Genomic DNA, 23,018 nt, shown 5'->3' with positions numbered 1-23,018 from the left:
GTGGGCCCTGCTCCGCCGCGCCTATCCCGACGTCCCGAAATCGAACCCGGGAATCGAGATGCGTTCGATGGGTTGTCCGAGGACGCGCTCGATCGTGCGGACCATCGCAATTTCGTCCGGTGCCATGAACGTGAAGGCGTCGCCGGATTGCGCGGCCCGCCCGGTGCGCCCGATCCGGTGGATGTAGTCCTCGGCCTGGCCCGGCACGTCGTAGTTGATGACGTGGCTGATCCCCGAGATATCGAGTCCACGCTGGGCGATATCCGTGGCCACCAACACCTTGATGTCGCCGCGGCGAAATGCCTCCAGGGCCGCATTGCGTTGCGCCTGCGTCTTGTCGGCATGCATGGCCGTCGCCTCGACCCCCGCTTCGTGCAGGGCGCGCACGACCCGGTCCGCTCCATGCTTGGTTCGCGTGAAGACCAGGGTCGATTCCATGTCGTGGCTGCTCAAGAGCGACACGAGCAGGGCCGTCTTGCGGGTGCCCGGCACCGGGTACACCGCGTGGCGGACCGTGTGCGCGGCTTGCGACCGCCGCCCCACCTGAACCACGAGGGGACGTCGCAGGTACTTGCGCGCCAGTGCCTCGACTTCGGGGGGCATGGTCGCGCTGAACAGGAGCGTTTGGCGATAGGGCGAGATGCCGCTCACGATCCGGTTGATCTGCGGAGCGAACCCCATGTCCAACATGCGGTCTGCCTCATCGAGGACCAGGATCTCGAGCTCATCCAGGGCCACATTTCGCTTTTCCATGTGGTCGATAAGGCGCCCCGGAGTGGCCACGATCACGTCAACGCCGTTTCGCAGCGCCTGCTCCTGCGGTTCATACGAGACGCCGCCAAACACCGGGATGACGTCCAGGCCGGAGAACTGGCCGTACTTCCGGAACGACCCCTCGACTTGCTGGCAGAGTTCGCGGGTGGGCGTGAGGATCAGCGCGCGGGTGCGCCGTGGCCCCCCATGGAGGCGGTGGATGATCGGCAGGGTGAAGGCCGCCGTCTTGCCGGTGCCGGTCTGAGCCAGTCCCATCACGTCGCGTCCGCGCAGGCAGAGCGGGATCGCCTCGGTCTGGATGGGAGTGGGTGCCACGTACCCGGCCGCAGCCACGGCGGAGACGAGTTCCGGGAGGAGCCCCAGTGCCGCAAACGCTGACGCGTCGGCAGCTGGAGTAGGAGCCGCTTCCGGTTCGGCGGGAACGGCGGTGGGCAGGGCCGTCTCCTCGTGCGGCACCGCTTCGTCCGGATTCTTCCTTGACGGGGCCCGCCCCCGTCCCCGTGGTGTGCTGCGCTTGATCATCTGCTACTCAGCTCGTCTCATGCGGGGGAATGTACCGACCCCGGGCCTCCGCAGCGCGCAAGATGCGGCAGCAGGTGGTCGAGCACCTGGTCAGGCACCTCTTCCGCCAGCACATGACCTGCCCCGGGAAAGGTCACCGCGGGCCAGCCGACGGCCTGAGCACGCTGAGCGCTCGCGCGTGAACGCACGAGGAGGTCGCGGTCTCCAAGCAAAACCAGGGTCGGGGCCTGGATAGCGGCGAGTTCGCTGTCCGCGCGCGGGGCGAAGCGATAGTGATGCAGCAACGCATGAAGGGCGCGCGCAAACGCCGGGTCGGCCGTCGGGGCCCAGTACTCGTCGACGTCTCGCGAGGCCCATCGTCCCTCCCGTCCATACACGGCCCGTAGCAGGAGCGGCATGCTCCAGCGGGGGACGGCATACGGGACCAGCGGCGCGACCACCACCGGGGTGAACAGGCGCGCCCACGTCACGAATCGCACGGGGGCGAGGCCAACCGGGGCCAGCAAGGTGAGCGACCGCACCCGGGCCGGGGCAAACGCCGCCAGATCCAGAGAGACGCCGCCGCCTAACGAATGTGCCACGACGTGCGCACGCGGAATCCCCACGGCATCCAGCGCGGCGACGACGAAGGCACGCATCGCCGGCGCGGTGTAAGGTTCGATGGCTGTTGGGCGCGACGACCCCCCGTGTCCACGAAGGTCGAGGGCGACCGCGCGGTACCCCGCGGCAGCCAGGGGAGCCATCAAACGGCGGAAGAAGTACGCGGAACACGCCCAGCCGTGCACCAGGACCACCGGCGCCCCGTCGGTCGGGCCCGCCTCAACCACGCGGGCACGTTCGCCATCAGGCAATTCCAGCAAATGCGCGCTGACATCCGGCGTGTGCGCCGGGTACCAATCGGACTCGGGCAGGTGCCCGCGAAACGTCTCCAGCATGCGGTCGGATCAGCAAGGGCGGGGTGGAGCCACACACCGTGCCTGGCTCCACACCGAACGTAGCTTCCTCGTGGGGCGCCGGGAAACGGCCGGGAGCACATCGCCGTGCGGCCGGCTCCGGGGGTGCCGGGTCCCGACCGGAACCCTGGCGCCGGACCGGCCGCGGAACACGTCTCCTTAGGTGAACTCCGGACCGCGCTCGAGGTGCCTGGCGATGAGGGCGAGTCGGAAGGTGACTTCCCCCGGTACACCCGCTTCCCCGTCGCCAGCCAGGTCGACGAACGGCCATGCCATGGGCATCTGGCTGACCAGTCCCTGCCCTCGCGACGGACGCCAGATCAATTCCCGATCCCTCGCGTTGAGCAGCCGCTCCCAGGCCTGCATCCATCCGGGATGCCTCCCCAACAAACGGCAGCGCGCCGCGAGCTCGAGCCAGAAGGCCGCAAAAGGCACATCGGCATCCACCGCGCCACGCGCCCCAAGTGGATCGCCCAGCAGAAGCGCCGGATGCTCCAAGGGCCGAGCCCCGACCCACTGCCGAGCCGGATGTTTCGGGATTGGGCGTTGAAGCCAGGTCGCGAGTCGATCCAGAAAATCGTCATGTTCGTTCAGGAACGTCGGCATGAACGACAGCATGAGGAGGAAATGAAACGACGGCGGAAATGCGTCGGGATGCAGTGCGACCTCGCCTCCTTGCTTGACCCAGGGATCATCCGCGAGTTCGGAAGCGAGGAACTCATCCACGCGCTCAAGCAGGCGCATGGCCGCGCCACGCAGGCGCGGATCCATTTCGTACCCCGCATGGGCGAGCGCGCTGGCGGCCGCCGCGCGGAGAATGCTGCGGGCAAACTGCACGGTTTCGGTGTCCCTGCCCATGCCGGCGAATTCGTACGTGAAGGCGTGGTCCGCATCCTCGGCGAGCAGGCGAAACAAGGGACGGCGGGCGGCGAGGAAGGGCGGCGCCCCCGGGTCCCAGCCAAGCTCCAGCAGTCGGTGTACGGCCATCACCGTCCCGACCTGTGAGGCGGCGTCACGTGCTCCGACCTTGGGAACACCCAACATCAGGTTGTTCCAGATCCCATCGACACGCTGGGCCACCGCCAGGCGGATCCCCTCTCGTTGCGTGAGCCACACGGCATCAGTGAGAGCCGAACCGACGTCCGCCGGCAGCAGCTCCCGGAGGGCGCGATAGCGCAGCACTCGACCGGCAGCGTCGAGCAGTGGCACCCCCGAAAACTCCACCGGCGGCGGCGGAGGAGGTGGCGGGGGTGGGGGTGGGGGCGATGGTGGGGCCGACGTGAACTCCCCGTCCTCGTCGAACGAGAGGATCTTGCCCGCTGTTTGTTGGTTAAGTTCTTGTGCCATATGGAGTTAAACAGCCAACAGTGCCCGTCATCCCCCAAACGGCCGTAACGATAGCATTTTGACCGCCCGGCGCTAGCCCTCCCTGCGGTAGTAATTTCTTGCCAGACCAGGCGCGAGGTGACATGCGAGGGGAGTTTGTGGAACTCGATGGGGACCGCCTCTACTACTTCGCGGCGGGTACCCGAGGCCAGGGGTGTCCGGTGGTCTTCATTCACGGATTTCCCACGACGTCCCACCTGTGGCAGGAGGTCGTTCCCCTGGTGCCGCCCGGGCGCAGGGTGGTCGTCATGGACCAGCTCGGGTGTGGGCGAAGCGTGGCTGCACCCGGTGCGGATCTCGGGATTGCATCCCAGGCTCGTCGCACGCTGCGGCTCCTGGATGCCCTGCGGATCGAGTGCGCCAGCCTGGTGACGCACGGCATTGGCGCGCTGATCGCGACGGAGCTGGCTCGTCAAGCGCGCGGTCGCGTCTCGGACCTCCTCCTGGTGAACCCGGCACGAGCGAGTGCTCCGCTGCATGGCTGGGGAACCCTGCGGTGGCTGACCGGCGTCGTGCGATGGGCCGCGCCTACCGTGGGCGCGAGCTTGCTCCACGGTGCGATGGTGAAGCGTTTCTTTGACAAGTCACGCGCGGTCCACAGCGCCGACCTGTATGCGCGGCCATTTGCCGGGCCGAGCGGGCCGGCGGTCCTGACCGGTCACCTGCGCGCGCTCGCCCGGCCGTGTGCCGAGCCCGACATGGGGGAATCGCCGGCACGCGCGTCTATTGTGTGCGGCCGTGAGTGTCGCCATGACCGCCGCGTGGCCGCGGCTTTCGCGGCAGCCATTCCCGGGGCAACATTGCACGAGGTGCCTGCCGCGGGACACTTCCTGCCGGAAGAAGCGCCAGAACAACTCGCCAAGATCCTCGCATCACACCTGGCGCCATGACGGTCTCCCGGCTCGACACCTTTCGTTCGATGGTCGCCCGCAATCCATCCAACCCGTTGGCGCGGTTTGGGCTGGCGAACGAGGCCATGAAAGCGGGGTTACACGCAGAGGCCGAAGAACACCTGCGCGCCTACCTCGGCTCGTATGACGACGAAGGCAACGGCTTTGGCCGCCATGCCGAGGTGCTCGAGGCCCTTGAGCGGTTCGAGGAGGCCAAGACCGCGTTACGCCTGGGGATCGATGCCGCGCACCGCTTCGGGCATCCGGGGATGGCGACTGAACTCACCGATCGACTTGACGCCCTGGAGGGCCGCGCATGAAGCTGTTCCGTCGGAGTGCTTGCCTCATCGCCGCGCTCGTGGCCGTCGACGCCGGTGCGCAACAAGCTGCGCCCGTCGCCTCGATTTCGGTCGGCACACGGGTACGGGTCGTCGCCACGACGATTCGCCGCGACCGCTTTGTGGGCCGTGTGGACTCGCTCGAAGCGGGTGAGATGGTGCTGGATACCGCCGGCGTGCGACGTCGGCTGGGCTTCGAGATGGGACCCGTCCTGGTCGAGCAATACCGGCGGGTACGCATCCGCACGGGCGCCATTGAGCGGATCGAGGTCAGCGGGGGGCGTACGACCCGCTCGGCGACGATCAAGGGCGCCATCATCGGCGGACTGCTCGGCGCGGCGTTGATCGGCTTTGGCCAGGCCCCCGAAGTGAATCCCTCGTTCCAGGACTTCCTGAATGGCGCCCCCAAGGGCCTGGCGGCGGGCCTCGTGGTGGGTGCCGGTGTTGGGTACGCGTTAGGCGGCGAGCGGTGGCTGCCGGCAGAGGTTCCGCGGTAGCGATTCAGGCGGCCGTCGCGGCGCGCACGCGCGGCGGTGGACCCGCCCGCTAACGGACTTCCTTGGCGGCGTCGAGGACGTTGGCGATCTCCCGACTGAGGGCCCGGGCTTCCTGGGTCGCGGAGCTCACATCATTCATGGCCGACTGGACGCCGGCCGAGCGCAGGGCGACCAGGTCGAGCCGCATGCCTTGCAGCATGAGGGAGGCGCTCTCAAGTTGAGATGCCAGCGTCTCGCGACGCGAGGCGAGGTCCTTCATGGTGACGAGCTGTCGTTCCAGCAGCTGCACCCTCTGGTCCCGGTCTCGTCCTTCCGGTAGCGCGCGTGCAGCCTCTATGCGCGCCGCCGCCTCGGCCATCGCATGGGGCTGTGTGTCAGCATCAATGCGATGCAGCGCACCGGCGAGGGAAGCAATCCGCTCGACCAGCGCGTCGACCGTCGGCAACACGTCGGGGATCAGCTCCCGATCGGCCTTTCCGAGCCGCGCCACGGCGTCGCGCAGGGTCTCGCGGTCGTCGGCCGCGCGCCGAATGGCCGTACCGTGCGGCCCGGCCAACACGTCGGGCGGTGCCAGTGATGACGCGCCGTCCGCCGGCACCCCCGCCCGGAGTCGCCCCCGCTGTTCGGCATTCCGCGCCAGGGCCTCCCGCGCCTTCGGCCCATAGACGTCAGCCCACTGGACCCCATCATCGCGAAGCGAACCCCAATGGCGGAGTAGCCCCATCAACATGCCGAATGCCGGGAACATTACCCAGAAGAACCCCGGAGAGAACACCAGGTTGATGACCGTGAGGAAGGCGAGCGTGGTCACGGTGCTTGTCGCCCGCCGACGAAAGCGACGGATCTTCTCGATCACCGGGAGCTGGTCGAGCGCCTCGCCCCTGCCCTGCCGCCCCTTGGCGGCCGGCCCCTGCCACCCTTGCCGCGCATCGCGCCACGAGGCGGGCATCCAGGCAGGCACCGGCGGGCGCGCGGGGCCACCGTCCCTCGTGCTCCATCCGGGATTCGCCGCTTCGATCGCACTGCGCGCCGGCGGTTGCTCGGTGGCCTGTCGCGAGACGCGTGGCAGGCGGACGCGTGCCACCTCGACCGCATCACGCGGCACCGCGTGTTTCCATGGCGCCGGGGGGGGGGCGGGAGCTTCGGGAGCGTCCGCGGGTGCCGGCCCTTCGCGCCGCACGAGGGCGTCGCGAAACGCGTGGGCGCTGGCGAAACGATCCGCCGGCTTCTTGGCCATCGCGCATTCGAGGATGCCGGTCAGCCAGGCGGGGGCGTCAGGGCGCTGCGCGCGAATCGGCCGCGGCGTCTCACTGATGTGCTTCATCAGCATGGCCGGGGTGTTGGACGCGTGGAACGGCAGCTCGCCGCACAACATGTGGTACCCAACCACCGCGAGCGAATACAGGTCGGATCGCCCGTCGATCTCCTTCTCACCCATGGCTTGCTCGGGTGACATGTAGGCAGGCGTACCCACGGCAATGCCGGTGACGGTCAATCTGGCGTCGCCCTCGGCCGCGCGAGCGATCCCGAAGTCGGTGACCATAGGCCGACCCGAGTGGCGGTCGAGCAGGATATTGTCTGGCTTAATGTCCCGGTGCACAATCCCGCGGCCGTGCGCGTAACCGAGGGCATCCGCGACCGCGCGGAGGGTGTCGGCCGTGAACTCCGGGCTGAGGTGGCGTTCGCGCGCAATGCGACTCGCGAGGCTCTCGCCATCCACCAGGGCCATCACAAAGCAGACCAGGCCATCGCGTTCCTCGACGGCGTAGATCGGGACGATGTTGGCATGGCTGAGCTGCGCCGCGGTCTGGGCTTCACGGAGGAAGCGCTGCTTCACGTCTTCCCGGTATGCGAGTTCTGGCGGGAGGACCTTGATGGCGACCTCGCGGCGCAGCTTGCGATCCGTGGCGCGATACACGACGCCCATGCCCCCGCGCCCCACCTCGCGACCGACGTCGTAGGCGTCGCTCAGGGCGGCAGTGACGCGTTCGCGGAGGACGTCGGACATGAGGGGAACGAGGAAGGGGCCGGCGCCGCAGCGACTACGGGCGTCTGGCCCTACCGGCCCGGCGTCCGTCCAGTTTCGCCATTTCGTCCTTGACGTACATGGCGGTGTCGACCTCTCGCGCCAGGACGGCGGCCTGCTCGGCCACGCTGGTGATGTGGTCGAAGGTCTGCGACCCCGCCTTGAGCCGGATGATGTCGAGCCGCATGTTCTGCAGGGCGATCGCACAGCTTTCGAGCTTTTCGCGGAGCGTCGTGGCCCGCGACCCGACGTCGGCCCACGCGCGCCGTTGCCGCTTGAGCATGGCGAGGCGCCGCACCCGATCCTCACTGGCCGCGACATCGAGCGGGTTGGCTTCGGCCTCGAGGCGGGCGATCTCGGCATCGACCTCCGCTCGCGGGGCGTCCGGTTGGTGGCGCTCGAGATCGGCGAGGCTGATCGCGAGGGCTTCCACCTTGCTGTACAGGGCCGCCGCGCTCGAGGGGACGTCCTTGAGCTGCTGCTGTTCCCGTTTTGTGAGGGTTTGCATCAGCCGGACGATGTCCTCGCGGTTGCGCAGCGATTCCTGCACGAGGGCCGCATGCGTGCCAAACGCGGAAACCGGCGCCGCGGCTCCGCCGGAACGTGCAATGAGTGGGCGCGACATGGCCCCGCCGAGGAGGGCACCATCCCGCTCGCGGCGCAGCCGGTCCCGCTCCCGGACGTCGTGGCGCTTCCGGGGATCCCAGAGCGCGCGCACCGAGTCCGCCCATTCCGCGACCACGTCGAAGAACATTCGATCGTGGGGTTCCTTCAGGACGTGGCGCCAATCGAAGCCGTCGGTCCAGAGTTTGGCGTACTTCCAGGCGATGAAGATGGTCCACAGTCCCCAGACTCCGACAAAGTCGACGATGCCGAAGATGTTGAGGATGATCGCGGCCACACCGAAGAACGCCCACGGCCCTGCGGACTTGCGGAACTGGACGACGCGTCCGTCGTGCCACTTGGCCACTTCGGCGTCGGAGATCAGCGAGGCCACGTCCGCCGACGCCGGCGCCGCGAGCGGCTGCGGTGCCACCGGCCGTGCCGCCGGGGCCAGGGCCCTGGCCTGCGGCACATTGCGGCTTTCGAGGGCGTTGGCCAACGCCGTCGCACTCGCGAAGCGATCGGCGGGATCCTTCTCGAGCATGATCATGATCGCGCTCGCCAGGTCCGGCGACAGGCTGGGACAGCGATCCGTGATCGGCGGTGGGGCCTCGGAGAGGTGCTTGACGAGGAGGGCGGGCGTGCTGGAGGCGTTGAACGGGAGGTCGCCCGTCAACATCTGGTAGCCGACAATGCCTAACGAATACAGGTCGCTCCGCCCATCGACCTCGCGCTCTCCCATCGACTGCTCCGGCGACATGTACGCCGGCGTCCCGATCGCCGTCCCCGTCGCGGTCAAGCGGGCATCGGCGCCTTCCGTGATCGCGCGCGCGATCCCGAAGTCCGTGACCATCACCCGGCCGTCGCGATCAATCAGGATGTTGTCCGGCTTGATGTCCCGGTGGACGACCCCGCGTTCGTGCGCGTAGGCGAGGGCCCGCGCCGTGTCCACGAGGATCTTCCGCACCTCCTCCTCGCGCATCGCCCCCTCGCGATGGAGCCGAACGGCGAGGTTCTCGCCGTCGACAAACGCCATGACAAAGAAGACCAGCCCTTCGCGCTCGTCGACGGAGAAGATCGGAACAATGTTGGGGTGGCCGAGCTGGGCAGCGGTCTCCGCCTCTCTCAAGAACCGGGTCCGAATCTCTCCTCGGAACGCCAGCTCGGGCGGGAGCAGCTTGATGGCCACCGCGCGCTTGAGCCGACGGTCCCGGGCGAGGTAGACAATCCCCATGCCGCCGCGACCGATCTCCCGGTCGACCTCGTACCCCTCCTGCAGCACGCGCTCAACATGCGCCCGCAAGTCGGAGTCGGACGCCGGAATCAGGGGGTCGGGCACCAGGTGGAGGTGTGGGAGAAACGCCAGCAGGCGCGTGCGAAGTGTATCACTGACCGGAAGGTCGGGGTAGAGACATTCTCCGTCCGGGGGGCCAGACCGGTAACCGCCGACGCTCGTGCGCACGCCCGCGGACCCGCTTTTCGGCAGCTCTCCTACGTCAGTATGGCTGGTGAAAGTTGCAAAGCCGGTCAGGGTGGCGTAATTCACGCGCGCAGGTCCTTGCGAGAGGAGGACCCAATCGTGGTGGCCCGACCCGGATCGCCCGAACTCCAGACATCTCATGACGCAACGGCAGACGCTTCCCGTCCTTCCACTCCGCGGCACCGTGATCCTCCCAGGGGTCACGAACCCGATCGCCGCTGGGCGGCCGGGCACCCTGCGCGCCATCGAGGCCGCGCTCAAGGGGGACCGGCTGGTCTTCGCGGTGGCCCAGAAGGACAACACCGATGAACCGACGCCGGATATCCTGTACTCCATGGGAGTCCTGGCCCGCATCGGGCAAATCCAGCGCGGGCTTGGGGGTGTTCAGCTCCTGCTGCAGGGCGAACAGCGGGCGACCGCCCTCCAGTACAGCACCACCGAAGGATACCTGACAGCTGTCGTCCTCCCCACCGAGGAGATGCGGCCGCTGGACGAAAACGATGCGGCCTTTGAGGCCCTCCACAAAGAGACCAGGGAACGCGCCCAGGAACTCGGCGAAAAGCGCGGGCTGCCCGAGGAGGTCGTGCACCAGGTGCTCGACTCCGTCGAGGACCCCGGCAAGTTCGCCGACCTGGTCGCCGGCTACATCGAACTGCCCGTGCCCGAGAAGCAGGGACTCCTCGAGACGCTGAGCGTTGAGGAGCGGCTCCGCCGCGTGCTGGTGCACGTGCAGCGGCAGATCGGGATGCTCGAGGCGCAGGAGGAGATCAAGTCTCAGGTGCAGGAGGAACTCGGCGAACGTCAGCGGGAGATGTTCCTGCGCGAGCAGCTCAAGGCCATCCAGAAGGAGCTCGGCGACGACGACCAATCGAAGGAGGTCTCGGAGCTGCGGGAGAAGCTCTCCAAATTGGACCTTCCCAAGGAGGCTCGGACCGAGGTCGAGCGTGAACTCGGGCGCTTGGAGCGTTCTGGACGTGAGTCCATGGAGGCTCAGGTGATTCGCACCTACCTGGAGTGGATCGCCGAATTGCCGTGGGGCAAGCGATCCGACGACCAGCTCGACCTGAACAACGCCGGCACCGTGCTCGATGAGGATCACTACGGGCTGCAGGACGTGAAGGACCGCGTGCTCGAGTTCCTTGCCGTGCGGCAGCTTCGTGCACGCCAGGTGGCGGAGGAGGTCACCAAGACCGGCGAGTTTCCGGCGTCGCGGCTCCGGGGGGCACGCGAGGATGCTACACCGACGTTGCATCCCAACGAAGTCGAGGAACGAATCACGGACGCCGCCGAAGCGAAGGCGCGTGCGATGGCCAAGGGGCCCATCTTGTTGTTTGCCGGCCCGCCGGGCGTTGGCAAGACGTCGATCGCGAAATCGATCGCGCGTTCCCTCGGGCGGCAGTACGTGCGCGTCGCCCTGGGGGGTGCCCGCGACGAGGCGGACATCCGCGGGCACCGTCGTACCTATGTGGGTGCGATGCCGGGTCGGGTCATCCAGGGGATGAAACAGGCGGGGACCAAGAATCCCGTGTTCCTGCTGGACGAAGTCGACAAGCTCGGCCAGTCGTTCCAGGGTGACCCGGCGTCCGCCCTGCTCGAAGTCCTGGACCCGGCACAGAACGACTCATTCACGGATCACTACCTGGGCGTGCCCTTCGACCTGAGCGAGGTGCTGTTCATCGCGACGGCCAACTTCATCCAGAACATTCCGGGCCCGTTGCTCGACCGCATGGAAGTCGTGGAGTTCAGCGGTTACACCGAGCGGGAGAAGGCGGAGATCGCGAAGAAGTACTTGATTCCACGCCAGCTGGAGGAGTCCGGCCTTGGGGACCGGCACGTGACGTTCTCCGACGACGCCGTGATGTCCGTGGTGTCGCAGTACACGCGCGAGAGCGGTGTTCGCCAGCTCGAACGGGAGATCGGGCGGGCCGCCCGCAAGGTGGCACGCAAGATTGCCGCGGGGGACGAGAGCGACATCGCCGACAGCGTGATCGACGCGGTCGAGGTGCGCGAGCTGCTCGGTCGACCCAAGGTGCACCCGGAGCGCGTCCAGGAGACGCACCAGGTCGGGATGGCGACCGGCATGTACTACGCCCCAGGGGGGCGACATCATGTTCGTGGAGGCGTCCATCCGGCGTGACGGCGCCGCGCGACCAACGGACGACGAAGCTCGACGGAGCGGGCCGATGGCGCTGATTCTCACCGGCCAGCTCGGCGACGTAATGAAGGAGAGCGCCCGTGCGGCGTTGACGTACGCCACCAACAATGCGGCGGCGTTAGGCATCCCGGCCGACAAGTTGGCCGGGGCATCGGAGGCACATATTCACGTGCCGGCGGGAGCCATTCCCAAGGACGGCCCGTCGGCCGGCCTGGCGATCGCCACGGCCATCGTGTCGGAACTCTCCGGCATCCCGGTGCGTCGCGACGTGGCGATGACCGGCGAGATCACGTTGCGCGGCCGCGCGCTGCCGATCGGTGGGGTCAAGGAGAAGGTGCTCGGCGCGCACCGCGCCGGCATCACCACCATCATCATCCCGCGGCGGAACGAGGCGGATCTCGAGGACGTGCCCGCCGAAGTCCGCGCGCAACTGACCTTTCATGCGGTCGACACGCTGTCGGAGGTCCTGGCGATCGCGCTGGTGGGTGAACCACGACCTGACGTGAAGGCGGCCTGATCACCGCGATGGCAAGACGCACGCGGGCCACCCACCTTGGGTGGCCCGTTTGCGTTGACACGAGCGTCGCATCGTCAGGGAGACCCTGATATTGCGGGGGCGCGGGTGGTCGATACCCCAAGGCGACCACTCGCTTGCAGGCCCCGCATGCTCGCCACTCGAGACCGCGCCACCCCGACCGGCCGTGAACGGACGTTCGGCGAAGACCAGATCATCGTATCGAAGACCGACCTCCAGGGCCGGATCACGTATGCCAACGACGTGTTCATTGCGGTGTCGGGGTACGAGGAAGCCGAGCTGATCGGCGCGCCGCACAGCCTGATCCGGCATCCGGACATGCCGCGCGCCGTGTTCAAGCTCCTGTGGGACACCCTGGCGCAGGGTCGTGAGATCTTTGCGTATGTCAACAACCTCGCGCGGGACGGCTCCAACTACTGGGTGCTCGCCCATGTGACCCCCTCGCGTGATCGCGCAGGACGCATCACCGGGTATCACTCCAACCGGCGCGTGCCGGAGCGGCGATGCGTCGACGCCATCGCCGGCATCTATACCGTCCTCCGGGACACGGAGCGCGCTCACCCGGACCGCCAGACCGGGCTGGCGGCCTCCCATGCCCTGCTCGAAGAAACCCTCGCCAGCACCGGGAAGAGTTATGAAGAGTGGATCTGGAGCCTCTAGCCCCATGACACTGCACACACCGATCGCGCGACGCAGTGCACCGTCCGCCGCAGACACCGAGCTACTGGACATCCGCGAGGGGATCCGCGCCATCGCCGACGCCTGCCGGCAGAGTGCCGAGGGTGACCTGGAGGTCCGTGTCCTGGGCATCCGGAGGGACGGCCCGTTAGGCGACCTGGCGCGAAGCATCAACCACCTGCTGGACCTGACCGACGCCTTCATCCGCGAGTCACAGGCCTCGCTGCAGCACGCGAGCGAACGCAAGTACTATCGGCTGGTCCTGGAACGCGGGTTGCTTGGCACGTACCGCGACGCGGCACGCCTGATCAACGGAGCGACGGCCCAGATGGCCGCCCAAGCCGCAGCCCTCGACACGGCACGCGTGGAGCGACTGCGGCTTGCCGACGACTTTGAGGGGGTCATCAAGTCGGTGGTCGACAGCGTCGCCGCAGCGGCCACGGAAGCACGGGCAACCGCAGAGGGCCTGTCCGACACGGCGCGGGCAACCAATTCGCAGTCCGTGACCGTCGCCGCCGCTTCCGAGGAAGCATCGGTGTCGTTGGACACAGTCGCCCAGGCCGCCGAGCAGGTGGAGATGGGCGTAAGCCAGATCGAGGAGCAGTCGACGCGTGCGCAACACCAGGCCTCGTCGGCGGTCACCGCAGCCGAACGAGCCAACACGACCGTGTTCGGGCTGGCCGATGCGACCGCCCAGATCTCTCGGGTCGTGAAGTTGATCAACGACATCGCCGGCCAGACGCGGTTGCTCGCGCTGAACGCTGCGATCGAGGCGGCACACGCCGGCGAGGTGGGACGCGGGTTCGCCGTGGTCGCCGCCGAGGTAAAGTCCCTCGCGTCCAAGACGGGCGAGGCCACGGGGGTGATCGGAGCCCAGGTGCAGGCGATCCAGGACGCGACGGGCGAAGCGATCGATGCCATCGACGGGATCACGGGGGCGATTCGGCAGATGCACCAGATGTCCGGCGAGGTGACGGATGCCGTGCGCGGGCAGCGGCAGGCCACGACGGCGATCAATCACAACATTCGCGAAGCCGGCGAGGGCACGCGGCAAGTGGCGAGCGGCATCCAGCTGGTGGCCAGTGCCGTCCGGGACACGAGCGACGCGGCGGGCCAGATGCAAGGCGCCGCCGCCGAGTTGTCTCGCATGGCCGAGCTGCTGCGCAGCGAGGTGGATCGCTTCCTCGCGAGTGTGCGCGGCGCCTAACGCCAGGGACGGAGCCACCCGGCGGGACTCACCTCAAGGCGCGGCGCCAGCACGACATCCATGGCGACGCGTGCCGAAGCCGCGGGGAACGCCTGCCGCGCGAGTGCCGTGGTGGCGACAAAGGGATCGGCGGCGCCTGTATGCACGAGGTACCCGAAGTCTTCGAGCGATCCGATCGTCATCGCACTGAGCGGCATCGTCGCGTTGGCTTCGGCGAACCCGGTCATCAATTCCGCGTCGAACACGGACTCGCGCCAATGCGACCCCTGGGTGCCAGATCCCCCGGAGTTCTCGACGGGCACACTCCCCGGACCGCAAGCAACGGTGAAGCCACTGGCGACACACCCCTCGGTCCCGCGGGCACCGATGAAGCGCGGATCCACGGCGACATCGCCTTCGAGCAGGTTCTTCGCGCGCCACAGGGAGCCCACGCCAATGACATGCAGCATCTCGTGCATGACGACAGCCTCGAATCGCCCCGACGCCAGCAGGTTCTGGGCATCGGCTACATCAAACTGCATGAGGCCGACGACGGTGTGCCGCGAGGTAGAGCGCGTCACGCACGGTCCCGCTCGTCCGAGCACCTTGCCGGGCCCGTCGATCTCGCTCACCTCGGCGTAGATCACCACGTCGTCGACCGTCTCGGTCACGACACCGGCCGGGCCGCCGCACCGCGACGGATCAAAACTCGTGAGGAGCTGGTCGGCGACATCGCCCACGATCACCCCCGCGATGCGATCCGCGGCCGTCTCGAAGGCCTGTCGAATGGCGTCACTGGCCGTCCCCGAGAACCGGACGTCAATGTGGTAGTCGGACTGGAACTCCGCGCGGAGCGCGGTCGCCACGGCGGGATGTGCCGCAAGGACGGCGCGCCCCGTGATGTTGCGCTTCTTGAGGCCCAATCGCCACACCGCCGGACTGGTGGCGCCCTCCGCGTCCGATGTCACCTGCGCGGGGAGCAGCGTCGCGCCCGCAGCGTCCAACGTGAGATTCACGCGTTCGCCGGCGACGGGGTTGCCATACTGGTCCGCTACCTGCAACACCAGCGGTTCGACCATGGCGGTACCGGCTAACGTCCGCTTGCCGTTCCCCGAGATGCTGATGATTTGCGAGGGCGGGCCGGCCACTCCTGTCGCGACAATCAGCAGTGGCGCGAGGCCGTCCACCTTCACCTGGAGCGCGTTGCGGCCAGCCCTCGTGCCCAGTATCCACTGCCCAACGGATGTCCGCCCGGCGGAGGTGCGCGTCGGCGCAGCGACGAGCGTTCCACCGCCTTCGACCACCGAGACGGTGACCGCCAGGCCCACCACGGGCTGGCCATTGGTGCCGAGGACCTGGAACGATGGCGACGGCGTCAGCGCCAGTCCAACCACTGCGGATGGCGCCTCGCTCGTGCTCGCGATGCTGGCCGGGGTGACGCTGGACGCGGTGGCTGCATCCCCACACGCGACGACCCCAAACAGCATGACGACATGTCCGACGGCACAGCGACGCATCTCCCCTCCAGCGATTTCCGGCGCGGCAAGCTACCAGCCCTCGACCACCCGCGCGACCCGTGACGAGGCCCCCGCAAGGCACGACACGCCGTCGCCGTGGGACCCCAGGCCTGACCCTTACCGGGTGTGCCGCGGTTCCCCACTCAGGGGCGCGGTGCCGGACGAAGCGGCGTGAGCCCCTCGCGCATGGCGCGAGCCACCCGGTCCTGGAAGGCGAATGCGCTGTCCACACGCCCGGTGAGGATTGTGCTCCACGCAGTGGAGTCAGTCGCGGCGAAGACGAGCCGGAGGGTCACCCGCACCTGCTCGCGCTCCCGCTGAATACTCCCCTCCAGCAGGTGCGAGACTCCCAGTCGACGCCCGGCCGCTGGGCTCGCCATGACGGAGTCCCGGAGCGCGCGCACCGAGGCGTCCGAGACCACCCGTACGCGTGGCAGCTGAGTGAGGGTCTGGGCGAGGATCGGCGCCAGCGCCGCGGCCACGTCGCGCGCCTGGGCGTCGTTCCCAACGACCTGCAGCGGCACGACGGCGACGGAGAGGCCGGTCGTGTCCGGCACGAGCGCCACAGACACTCCCGGCGTCGCTCCCGCGCGCGACTGGTACCAGCCTGCGGCGGCGAGGACAGCGAACACCGCCGCCGTCCCGAGCCCGGCCGCGCGCCAACGCTTCGCGCGCGTCGGCACCTGGACCGCGAAGACGCCGCTCACGACTTCCGGATCTTCGAGGAGCCGCAGGAGAACGGACGCCGAGTCCGGGCGTCGCGACGGCTGCTTCTCGAGGCACCGCATGAGCAGCTCATTCAACGCGCGCGGGACGTCGTAGCGGCGCGTGTACAGCGGGGCGGGGGCCTCGGTCATCTGGGCCGCCAGCAGTTCCTGTGGGGTCCGCCCGTGGAACGGCGGCGCGCCGGCCAGCATCTCATACCCGAGGATGCCTAACGCATACAAGTCGGCCCGGTGATCCACCGAGGGATCCGCCGCGGCCTGCTCGGGTGCCATGTAGGCTGGCGTCCCGATGGTCATCCCGGCCCCGGTCATCCCCGGGGCGTGCGGTCCGACGTGCGCCCCATGGCGCGAGGCGCTGAGTGCCTTCGCTACGCCAAAGTCCGTGACCACCGCGGCACCAGCCCCGGTCGACAACAGCACGTTGTCCGGCTTGATGTCGCGATGCACCACGCCCTGCGCGTGAGCGAACACCAGCGCACGCGACACGTCCTTCAACACGTTCACGGTCTCGCGAACGGACATGGGACCACGACGCACCCGGGCGCGCACGGACTCGCCCTCGATGAACGGCATGATGAAATACGGCAGGCCGTGCATGCGCCCGGACGACAACACCGGCACGATGTTCGGATGCTGCAGGGACGCGCTAAGCAGGATCTCCCGCTCAAAGCGCTCCGCCGAAATCGCGGCGGTCAATCCCGCTGGGAGGAGCTTGACCACCACCCGACGCTGATGTCGCAGGTCCGTGGCGAGCACCACTTGCGACATGCCCCCACCGCTCAGTTCGCGCTCAATGCGATAGTCGGCGCCGAGGTGCTCGCGCAGGAGGGTGCGGATGTCGGCCATGGGGTCGAGGAGTTGGACAACCGTTCCGGCGTCCGGGTTGCTGCCGAGCGCCGCACGTCCCCACCTACGCCTGGGCACGGGGATAGGTGTCGGTCGGCACCCGCACGGCGATCCCGTCCTTCACTGGCTGTCCCGGGGCCCTCGCGTGCCCACGCGCCATCGGATACGATGCGTCACTCTCAACCTCAGCCCCATGCCTTCCCTGCGTTCCCTGGCCATCGCGATCGCCGCCGCCCTGCCCTGGTCGACCTCGGCGCAGTCACGGTTTGACCACGCGACGAGGATCGGTCGCGTGGACTCACTGCACTCGGCTCACCTGAAGGAGCAGCGCCCGTACCTTGTGTACACGCCGCCCTCCTACAGCGACACTACCGCAACCCCGCAGCACTACCCGGTGCTGTACCTGCTCGACGGCGACGCACACTTCCATTCCGTGACCGGGCTGATCCAGATCCTCGGCACGGGGGTAAATGGGACCTATGTCCTTCCGGAGATGATCGTCGTGGCGATTCCCAATACGCGGGACCGCCTGCGCGACATGACGCCCACGCGCACGACGGTCGGGTTCGGCGGCACCGCGATGCCCGGGCTCGAGACCAGCGGCGGAATGCCGGCCTTCCTGTCGTTCATCCGCGATGAGCTGATCCCCCAGGTGGAGCGCGGCTATCGCACCCTCCCGTTCCGGGTCTTTGTCGGACACTCGCTGGGAGGGATCACGGCGATCCAGGCGCTGTACACCATGCCGGAGCTGTTTCACGCGTACGTCGCGATCGATCCCAGCCTGTGGTGGGACAACACCCTCCTGCTGCGCCAGGCCAAGGCCCGGATGGCTGCGGCCAACTGGGCCGGCCGTGCCCTGTACGTGGCGCAGGCCAACACGTTGAGCCCCGATGACTCCGTGACCAACCCGCATTTTGGCGCGATCACCCAGTTCGATGCGCAGCTCAAGGCATACAAGCCGGCCGGGTTTCGCTACGCCTTCAAGTACTATGAGCACGACGACCATGGCTCGGTTCCGCTGGTGGCGGAATACGATGCCCTGCGCTTTATCTTTGACGGGTACAAGCTCAACCTGCCGCGTACCCTGGCCGCGCCGCGCACGGTCGTGACGCATTTCCAGGACGTCTCCGCCAAACTTGGGGTGACGTTCACACCATCCGAGGGCGCCCTGCGCCTCCTGGGTTCAGTGGCCATGGGCCAGGACGCGACGAAGTCCGCCGAGTTCCATCGGATGGCGACGGAACTGTACCCGCGGAGCTGGCGCGCCTGGGACAACCTTGGGGTGGCCGCCCTCGCAGCGAAGGACACGGTGGGGGCTCGACGCGCGTGGGAGGAGAGTCTGCGGCTGAACGCCGGCAACGCGGCCCTCCGCGACCGTCTCAGCGCACTCCGGCGGTAGCAGCCTTCAGCTCCCACAGGTACGAGGACGGGACCGTGCCGTCCTCGTGGATCCGGCGGACCAGGGCGGACCCCACGATGACGCCACGCGCACCGGCGTCGCATGCCCGCCGTACATCGGAGGGCGTTGAGATGCCAAAACCGACCACGGCGGGTGGAGCAGCCGAGCGCTGCAGGGCGGCGATGCGACCGGCGAGTGCGGCCCCGTCCGCGTGGCGGTCATCGCCGGTCACGCCGGGGCGACTCGTGACATAGGTGTAGCCTCGCGTTCGCCGTGCCAGTTCGGCAACCCGCGCTTCCGAAAGGTTGGGTGCCGCGACGTAGATCGGCGATACCCCCGCGGCCACCGCCGCCACGTCGAACGGGCCACCCTCGTCGAGCGGCAGGTCAGCGACCAGGACCGAGTCGACACCGACCGCGGCCGCCTCGCGATAGAAGCGGGCGACCCCACGTGCGGTGACCGTGTTCGCATACACGAGCAACCCGATCGGCAGGTGTGGCGCCAGCTCGCGGAGCTCGTGGACGAGGTCCAGGCACTCGCGCACGCGGATGCCCGAGGCGACCGCACGGGTCGCGGCGGCCTGGAGGACGGGACCGTCGGCCACGGGGTCACTGAACGGCACCCCCAGCTCCACACCGTCAATCGGCTGCTCGACCATCGCCGCCAGGACGTCCCGCGAGCGCGCGCGATCGGGGTCGCCTAACGTGACGAAGGGGATCAGCGCGCTTTCGCCGCGGAGGGACAGGCGCTCGAACATCGCCGCGTATCGCGCCGTCATGGGGCGCCTCCGCGGGTGCTGGTGCCTGCCGCCAGGGTGGCGAGGTCCTTGTCCCCGCGGCCCGACAGGTTCACCAGCACCGACCGCGCCTCGCCATCGCGGAGGAGCACGCATGCGGCGGCCAGGGCGTGGGCAGACTCCAACGCGGGGAGGATCCCCTCACAGCGCGCGAGCTCCAGGGCCGCTGCGATCGCATCGGCGTCCGTGCAACCCACATACCGCGCCCGTCCGGTGGCCTGCAACCATGCGTGTTCAGGCCCTACCGCAGGATAGTCCAGCCCGGCGGAGATGGAGTGCGACTCAATCACCAACCCGTCCTCGTCCTCAAGGATCATGGTGTGGGCGCCGTGGAGAATGCCTGGTCGCCCACGTTGCAGCGTGGCCCCGTGCGCCCCGGAGTCGAGGCCGCGCCCCGCCGGCTCCACGCCGACGAGGGGCACGGGGTCGTCGAGGAATGCCGTGAACATCCCGATGGCGTTCGAGCCTCCCCCGACGCAGGCGACAACGGCGTCAGGGAGGCTCTCCACGGCAGCGAGGTATTGTGCCCGGGCCTCGTCGCCGATGACCCGTTGGAAGTCGCGGACCATGCGCGGAAACGGATGGGGGCCGGCAGCGGTCCCCAGCAGGTAGTGCGTGTCCTCGTAGCGCGCGGACCAATCACGCAGCGCCTCGTTGATGGCGTCCTTGAGCGTCGCCGACCCGGTGTGGACGGCCACCACGGTCGCACCGAACAACCGCATACGTCCCACGTTGGGCGCTTGCCGCTCGATATCCCGCGCGCCCATATAGACCACGACGTCAAGCCCGAGTGCCGCGCCGGCCATCGCCGTGGCGACGCCATGTTGTCCAGCGCCGGTCTCGGCGATGAGCCGGCGCTTCCCGAGGCGTCGGGCGAGCAGGGCCTGACCCAGTGCCTGGTTGGTTTTGTGTGCCCCACCGTGAAGCAGGTCCTCGCGCTTGAGCCACACCTCACCCCCCAACGCCGCACCAAACCTGCCGCAGCGGTACAGTGGAGTCGGCCGACCCGCCCAGTGACGCAACAGGTGGCGCAGTTCGGCGCAGAAGGGTTCGTCGGTCATGGCGTCCAGCCAGGCCGCCTCGAGTTCCTCGAGGGCGGGCACGAGGATCTCGGGGACGAACACTCCACCGAACTCGCCGAACCGTGTGCTGGTGATCATGCGACGCGCTCCATGTCACTCGACTCGTTCAGGCTCGCATGGCGAATCGTGCTGCGTCGCGCACGCAGAAAGGCGTTGACCAGACCGGCCTCCTTGCAGCCGGGCGACGACTCCACTCCACTGCTGACATCCAGGATGCGTGCCCCATACTGCGCGGCATGCGCCACGTTCTGCGGCGAGAGGCCGCCGGCGAGTCCGTACGGATAGGGAACCCCGCCCCCCTCCAGGAGGCTCCAGTTGAAGGTGCGCCCGGTCCCCCCGCGTCGCCCCTCCGCATATCCGTCGAACATGGTCAGGTCGACTCCCGGCGTGGCGGCGTCGGGGAGGCGGTCCCGCACCGTGACAGCCTGCCAAATCTCGCACGAGGGATCGAGGCATTCCCGGAGCTCGGCGATGTCGTCCGCGCGCTCGCACCCGTGCAGCTGAACGCCGGCCAGCGACAGGGTGCCCGCGACCTTCGCCACCGTGGCGGGATGCGCGTCGACGAAGACGCCCACCCAATCCAGCGGTGCCGCGCGGCGGACGGTGTCCGCCTGAGACAGCGACACGGCGCGTGGTGACGGCGCATGAAACACGAGCCCCCCGTGCGTCGCGCCGGCACCGTGAGCGGCGCGCGCGTCGTCTGGCCTGGTGAGCCCGCAGATCTTGGTGGTGCCAAAGACCAGGTGGCGCACGGCGCGATCCACGTCCTGCGCCTGCATGAGGGAGGATCCCACCAAGGCACCGTCCACCAGCGGGAGCAGGCGCTCGAACGTGGCGCGCGTGTCGATCCCGGATTCCGCGATGCACAGGGCACCCGGCGGAACCAGTGGGGCCAACGTGAGGGTCGTGGCCACGTCGACCTTCAACGTGCCGAGGTCGCGATTGTTGATCCCGATGACCTGGGCACCATGCGTGCGGGCACGTCGCATCTCCGTCGCCGTGTGCACCTCGGTGAGCACCCCCATCTGCAGCTCCCTGGCGACGGCTGCACACGACGCGTAGGCCGCGTCGTCAAGAACCGAGAGCATGAGCAGGACCGCGTCGGCCCCGTGATACCGCGCTTCCACGACCTGGTAGGGATCCAGGATGAAGTCTTTCGCCAGGACGGGCTGCCGCACGGCACCACGCACCTGCCGCAGGAGGTCGTAGGATCCACCGAAGAATTCCGGCTCCGTGAGGACCGATATGGCGCTCGCATGTCGCGCGTAGGCGTCGAGCACGGGCACCAGCTGGTCAGTGGCGCGCAACGCGCCTCGGGACGGTGAACGCGGCTTGACCTCGAGGATGAAAGCCGGCGGCGCCTGGCGCAGGGCGCGCTCGAAGGAACGCCCCGACGGCGCGAGCCCCTCGAACAGGTCCGCGAGCGGACGCCGAGCGCGTCGTTCCTCGAGTCGAGCGCGGGTGCACGCCAGGATGCGTTCAAGCGCCACGGGTCACCTCGATCATGCGCTCGAGTCGTCGGGCGGGTTCCCCATCGTTAAGCAACCGCTGGGCATGCGCGGTCCCGGCCGCCAGCGTAGGGGCCAGCCCGGCGATCCACAACACCGCCCCGGCGTTCACGGCGACCGCAGCGCCGTGTGCCTCGGAACCACGACCTGACAGGAGGTGCCGCAGCCATTCGCCAGGGTGTTGTCCGTCGGTCGGACGCAGTGCCGAGCGTGGGGAGCGCCCGACGCCAGCATCTTCTGGCGTCAGTGTCAGCATTTGCAGTTGCCCGTTGGTCACGCGAACGGCCGTGGTCTCCCCATGCAGGGCGATCTCATCAAGCCCACTGCCGTGCACCACGAGCGCGGACGTGCACCCGAGCTGGGAAAGGGTTTCGGCGGCCGGGCGGACCAGGTGCGGCGCATACACACCGACCAGCTGGATCTCGGGAGCGGCCGGATTCGCCAGCGGGCCGAGCAGGTTGAAGACCGTGCGCGTGCGCAACGATCGGCGGACCCCGGCAGCATGGCGCATCCCGGGGTGGTAGCGTGGCGCAAAGAGGAAGCAGACACCGACAGCGTCGAGGCACGCTCGGGCGCGCTCAGGCTCGACGTCAATCGACACGCCGGCGGCTTCCAGGATGTCCGCTGATCCGCACCGCGACGAGATCGCACGATTGCCGTGCTTGACGACGGGCAGGCCCGCCGCGGCGACCACGAAGGCCGCCGCCGTCGAGATGTTGATCGTGCCCGCCCCGTCGCCACCGGTGCCGCAGGTGTCGGCCAGTGGGTACCCCGGCCGCGGAAACGGAACCGCACACTCGCGCATGGCACGCGCGGCACCCGCAATCTCCGCCGGCGACTCACCGCGAGTCTTGAGGGCCGCGAGCAACGCGGCGATCTCCACTTCGCTGAAGGCGCCAGCGATGATCCCGCGGAACGCGCGGTAACTCTCGTCGCACCGGAGTGACCGATGCGCGAGCGCGTCAAGCAGGTTATGCGCCTCGACGTCGATAATCGACGCGGGAGCTTCGGGCAGTACGGATAACACAAACGCCTCCGGGGAGTGGTGAGACCATCCGGCGGCAGGCGTCGACAAAACAAGAAAGCCCACCGCACAGGCGGTGGGCTCGACAAGGCAACTGA

16 protein-coding genes and 2 pseudogenes are annotated in these 23,018 nt (G+C 68.5%); 7 read left to right on the top strand and 11 right to left on the bottom strand.

Annotated elements, in window-relative coordinates; translation table 11 throughout:
• Positions 1 to 21 precede the first annotated feature (21 nt).
• From IPK85_24740 to IPK85_24730, 3 genes and pseudogenes are all read right to left on the bottom strand, one after another.
• Entirely contained in the window at positions 22 to 1,296 is a 1,275-nt protein-coding gene (locus IPK85_24740; GenBank protein ID MBK8250575.1) for a DEAD/DEAH box helicase, read from the bottom strand.
• Positions 1,297 to 1,313: 17 nt separating this feature from the next.
• Positions 1,314 to 2,231 (bottom strand): alpha/beta fold hydrolase, encoded by a 918-nt coding sequence (locus tag IPK85_24735; GenBank protein ID MBK8250574.1) that lies wholly within the window; start codon positions 2,229 to 2,231, stop codon positions 1,314 to 1,316.
• A gap of 1,242 nt (positions 2,232 to 3,473) precedes the next feature.
• A pseudogene (locus tag IPK85_24730) lies at positions 3,474 to 3,548 on the bottom strand (DUF2497 domain-containing protein).
• A 170-nt stretch (positions 3,549 to 3,718) separates the two neighbouring features.
• Between IPK85_24730 and IPK85_24725 the strand changes: the two are divergent.
• Genes IPK85_24725 through IPK85_24715 form a run of 3 tightly spaced genes read left to right on the top strand, consistent with a single transcriptional unit; the run spans position 3,719 to position 5,360 of the window.
• The gene (locus tag IPK85_24725) at positions 3,719 to 4,525 is read left to right on the top strand and encodes an alpha/beta hydrolase (protein ID MBK8250573.1); all 807 of its coding nucleotides are present in this window, start codon (positions 3,719 to 3,721) and stop codon (positions 4,523 to 4,525) included.
• Entirely contained in the window at positions 4,522 to 4,845 is a 324-nt protein-coding gene (locus tag IPK85_24720; GenBank protein MBK8250572.1) for a hypothetical protein, read from the top strand. Before IPK85_24725 ends, IPK85_24720 begins: the two co-directional genes overlap by 4 nt.
• Positions 4,842 to 5,360: a hypothetical protein gene (locus tag IPK85_24715; GenBank protein ID MBK8250571.1), complete on the top strand. Its 519-nt coding sequence runs from the start codon at positions 4,842 to 4,844 to the stop codon at positions 5,358 to 5,360. Before IPK85_24720 ends, IPK85_24715 begins: the two co-directional genes overlap by 4 nt.
• 49 nt (positions 5,361 to 5,409) lie before the next feature.
• Here IPK85_24715 and IPK85_24710 read toward each other — a convergent pair whose 3' ends face one another.
• Entirely contained in the window at positions 5,410 to 7,368 is a 1,959-nt protein-coding gene (locus tag IPK85_24710; GenBank protein MBK8250570.1) for a protein kinase, read from the bottom strand.
• A 34-nt stretch (positions 7,369 to 7,402) separates the two neighbouring features.
• On the bottom strand, positions 7,403 to 9,328 hold the full coding sequence (locus IPK85_24705; protein MBK8250569.1) for a protein kinase: 1,926 nt from the start codon (positions 9,326 to 9,328) through the stop codon (positions 7,403 to 7,405).
• Between the two features lie 280 nt (positions 9,329 to 9,608).
• Here IPK85_24705 and lon point away from each other — a divergent pair.
• The 3 genes and pseudogenes from lon (at position 9,609) to IPK85_24690 (ending at position 14,044) form a co-directional block, all read left to right on the top strand.
• Positions 9,609 to 12,141 (top strand): annotated as a pseudogene (lon, locus tag IPK85_24700) (endopeptidase La).
• A 147-nt stretch (positions 12,142 to 12,288) separates the two neighbouring features.
• On the top strand, positions 12,289 to 12,819 hold the full coding sequence (locus tag IPK85_24695) for a PAS domain S-box protein (protein MBK8250568.1): 531 nt from the start codon (positions 12,289 to 12,291) through the stop codon (positions 12,817 to 12,819).
• 4 nt (positions 12,820 to 12,823) lie between these two features.
• Positions 12,824 to 14,044 (top strand): methyl-accepting chemotaxis protein, encoded by a 1,221-nt coding sequence (locus IPK85_24690; protein ID MBK8250567.1) that lies wholly within the window; start codon positions 12,824 to 12,826, stop codon positions 14,042 to 14,044.
• Here the strand turns inward: IPK85_24690 and IPK85_24685 are convergent.
• Both IPK85_24685 and IPK85_24680 read right to left on the bottom strand, forming a co-directional pair.
• Positions 14,041 to 15,540, bottom strand: coding sequence for a hypothetical protein (locus IPK85_24685; protein ID MBK8250566.1), 1,500 nt, complete (start codon positions 15,538 to 15,540; stop codon positions 14,041 to 14,043). The two genes, IPK85_24690 and IPK85_24685, sit on opposite strands and share 4 nt — an antisense overlap.
• Positions 15,541 to 15,683: 143 nt before the next feature.
• Positions 15,684 to 17,111 (bottom strand): protein kinase, encoded by a 1,428-nt coding sequence (locus IPK85_24680; protein MBK8250565.1) that lies wholly within the window; start codon positions 17,109 to 17,111, stop codon positions 15,684 to 15,686.
• A 193-nt stretch (positions 17,112 to 17,304) separates the two neighbouring features.
• On the opposite strand from IPK85_24680, the gene IPK85_24675 reads away from it, so the two are divergent.
• The gene (locus IPK85_24675; protein ID MBK8250564.1) at positions 17,305 to 18,510 is read left to right on the top strand and encodes an alpha/beta hydrolase; all 1,206 of its coding nucleotides are present in this window, start codon (positions 17,305 to 17,307) and stop codon (positions 18,508 to 18,510) included.
• On the opposite strand, the gene trpA is transcribed toward IPK85_24675, so the two are convergent.
• The 4 genes from trpA to trpD are packed head-to-tail and all read right to left on the bottom strand — an operon-like array spanning position 18,491 to position 22,866.
• A complete protein-coding gene (gene trpA, locus IPK85_24670) occupies positions 18,491 to 19,288 on the bottom strand; it encodes a tryptophan synthase subunit alpha (protein ID MBK8250563.1) in 798 nt (265 codons plus the stop codon). The genes IPK85_24675 and trpA overlap by 20 nt on opposite strands.
• A complete protein-coding gene (trpB, locus tag IPK85_24665; GenBank protein ID MBK8250562.1) occupies positions 19,285 to 20,466 on the bottom strand; it encodes a tryptophan synthase subunit beta in 1,182 nt (393 codons plus the stop codon). The genes trpA and trpB overlap by 4 nt, the downstream gene beginning before the upstream one ends.
• Entirely contained in the window at positions 20,463 to 21,878 is a 1,416-nt protein-coding gene (gene trpCF, locus IPK85_24660) for a bifunctional indole-3-glycerol-phosphate synthase TrpC/phosphoribosylanthranilate isomerase TrpF (protein MBK8250561.1), read from the bottom strand. The genes trpB and trpCF overlap by 4 nt, the downstream gene beginning before the upstream one ends.
• Positions 21,868 to 22,866 carry an anthranilate phosphoribosyltransferase gene (gene trpD / locus IPK85_24655; protein ID MBK8250560.1) on the bottom strand — a complete coding sequence of 333 codons (999 nt, stop codon included), beginning with the start codon at positions 22,864 to 22,866 and terminating at the stop codon, positions 21,868 to 21,870. The genes trpCF and trpD overlap by 11 nt, the downstream gene beginning before the upstream one ends.
• Between the last annotated feature and the right edge of the window lie 152 nt (positions 22,867 to 23,018).

The organism is Gemmatimonadota bacterium, assembly GCA_016712265.1.
Taxonomy (GTDB): Bacteria; Gemmatimonadota; Gemmatimonadetes; order Gemmatimonadales; family Gemmatimonadaceae; genus RBC101.
Note: the sequence above shows the minus strand (reverse complement) of the source record. Positions and strands in the feature narration are given on the sequence as shown.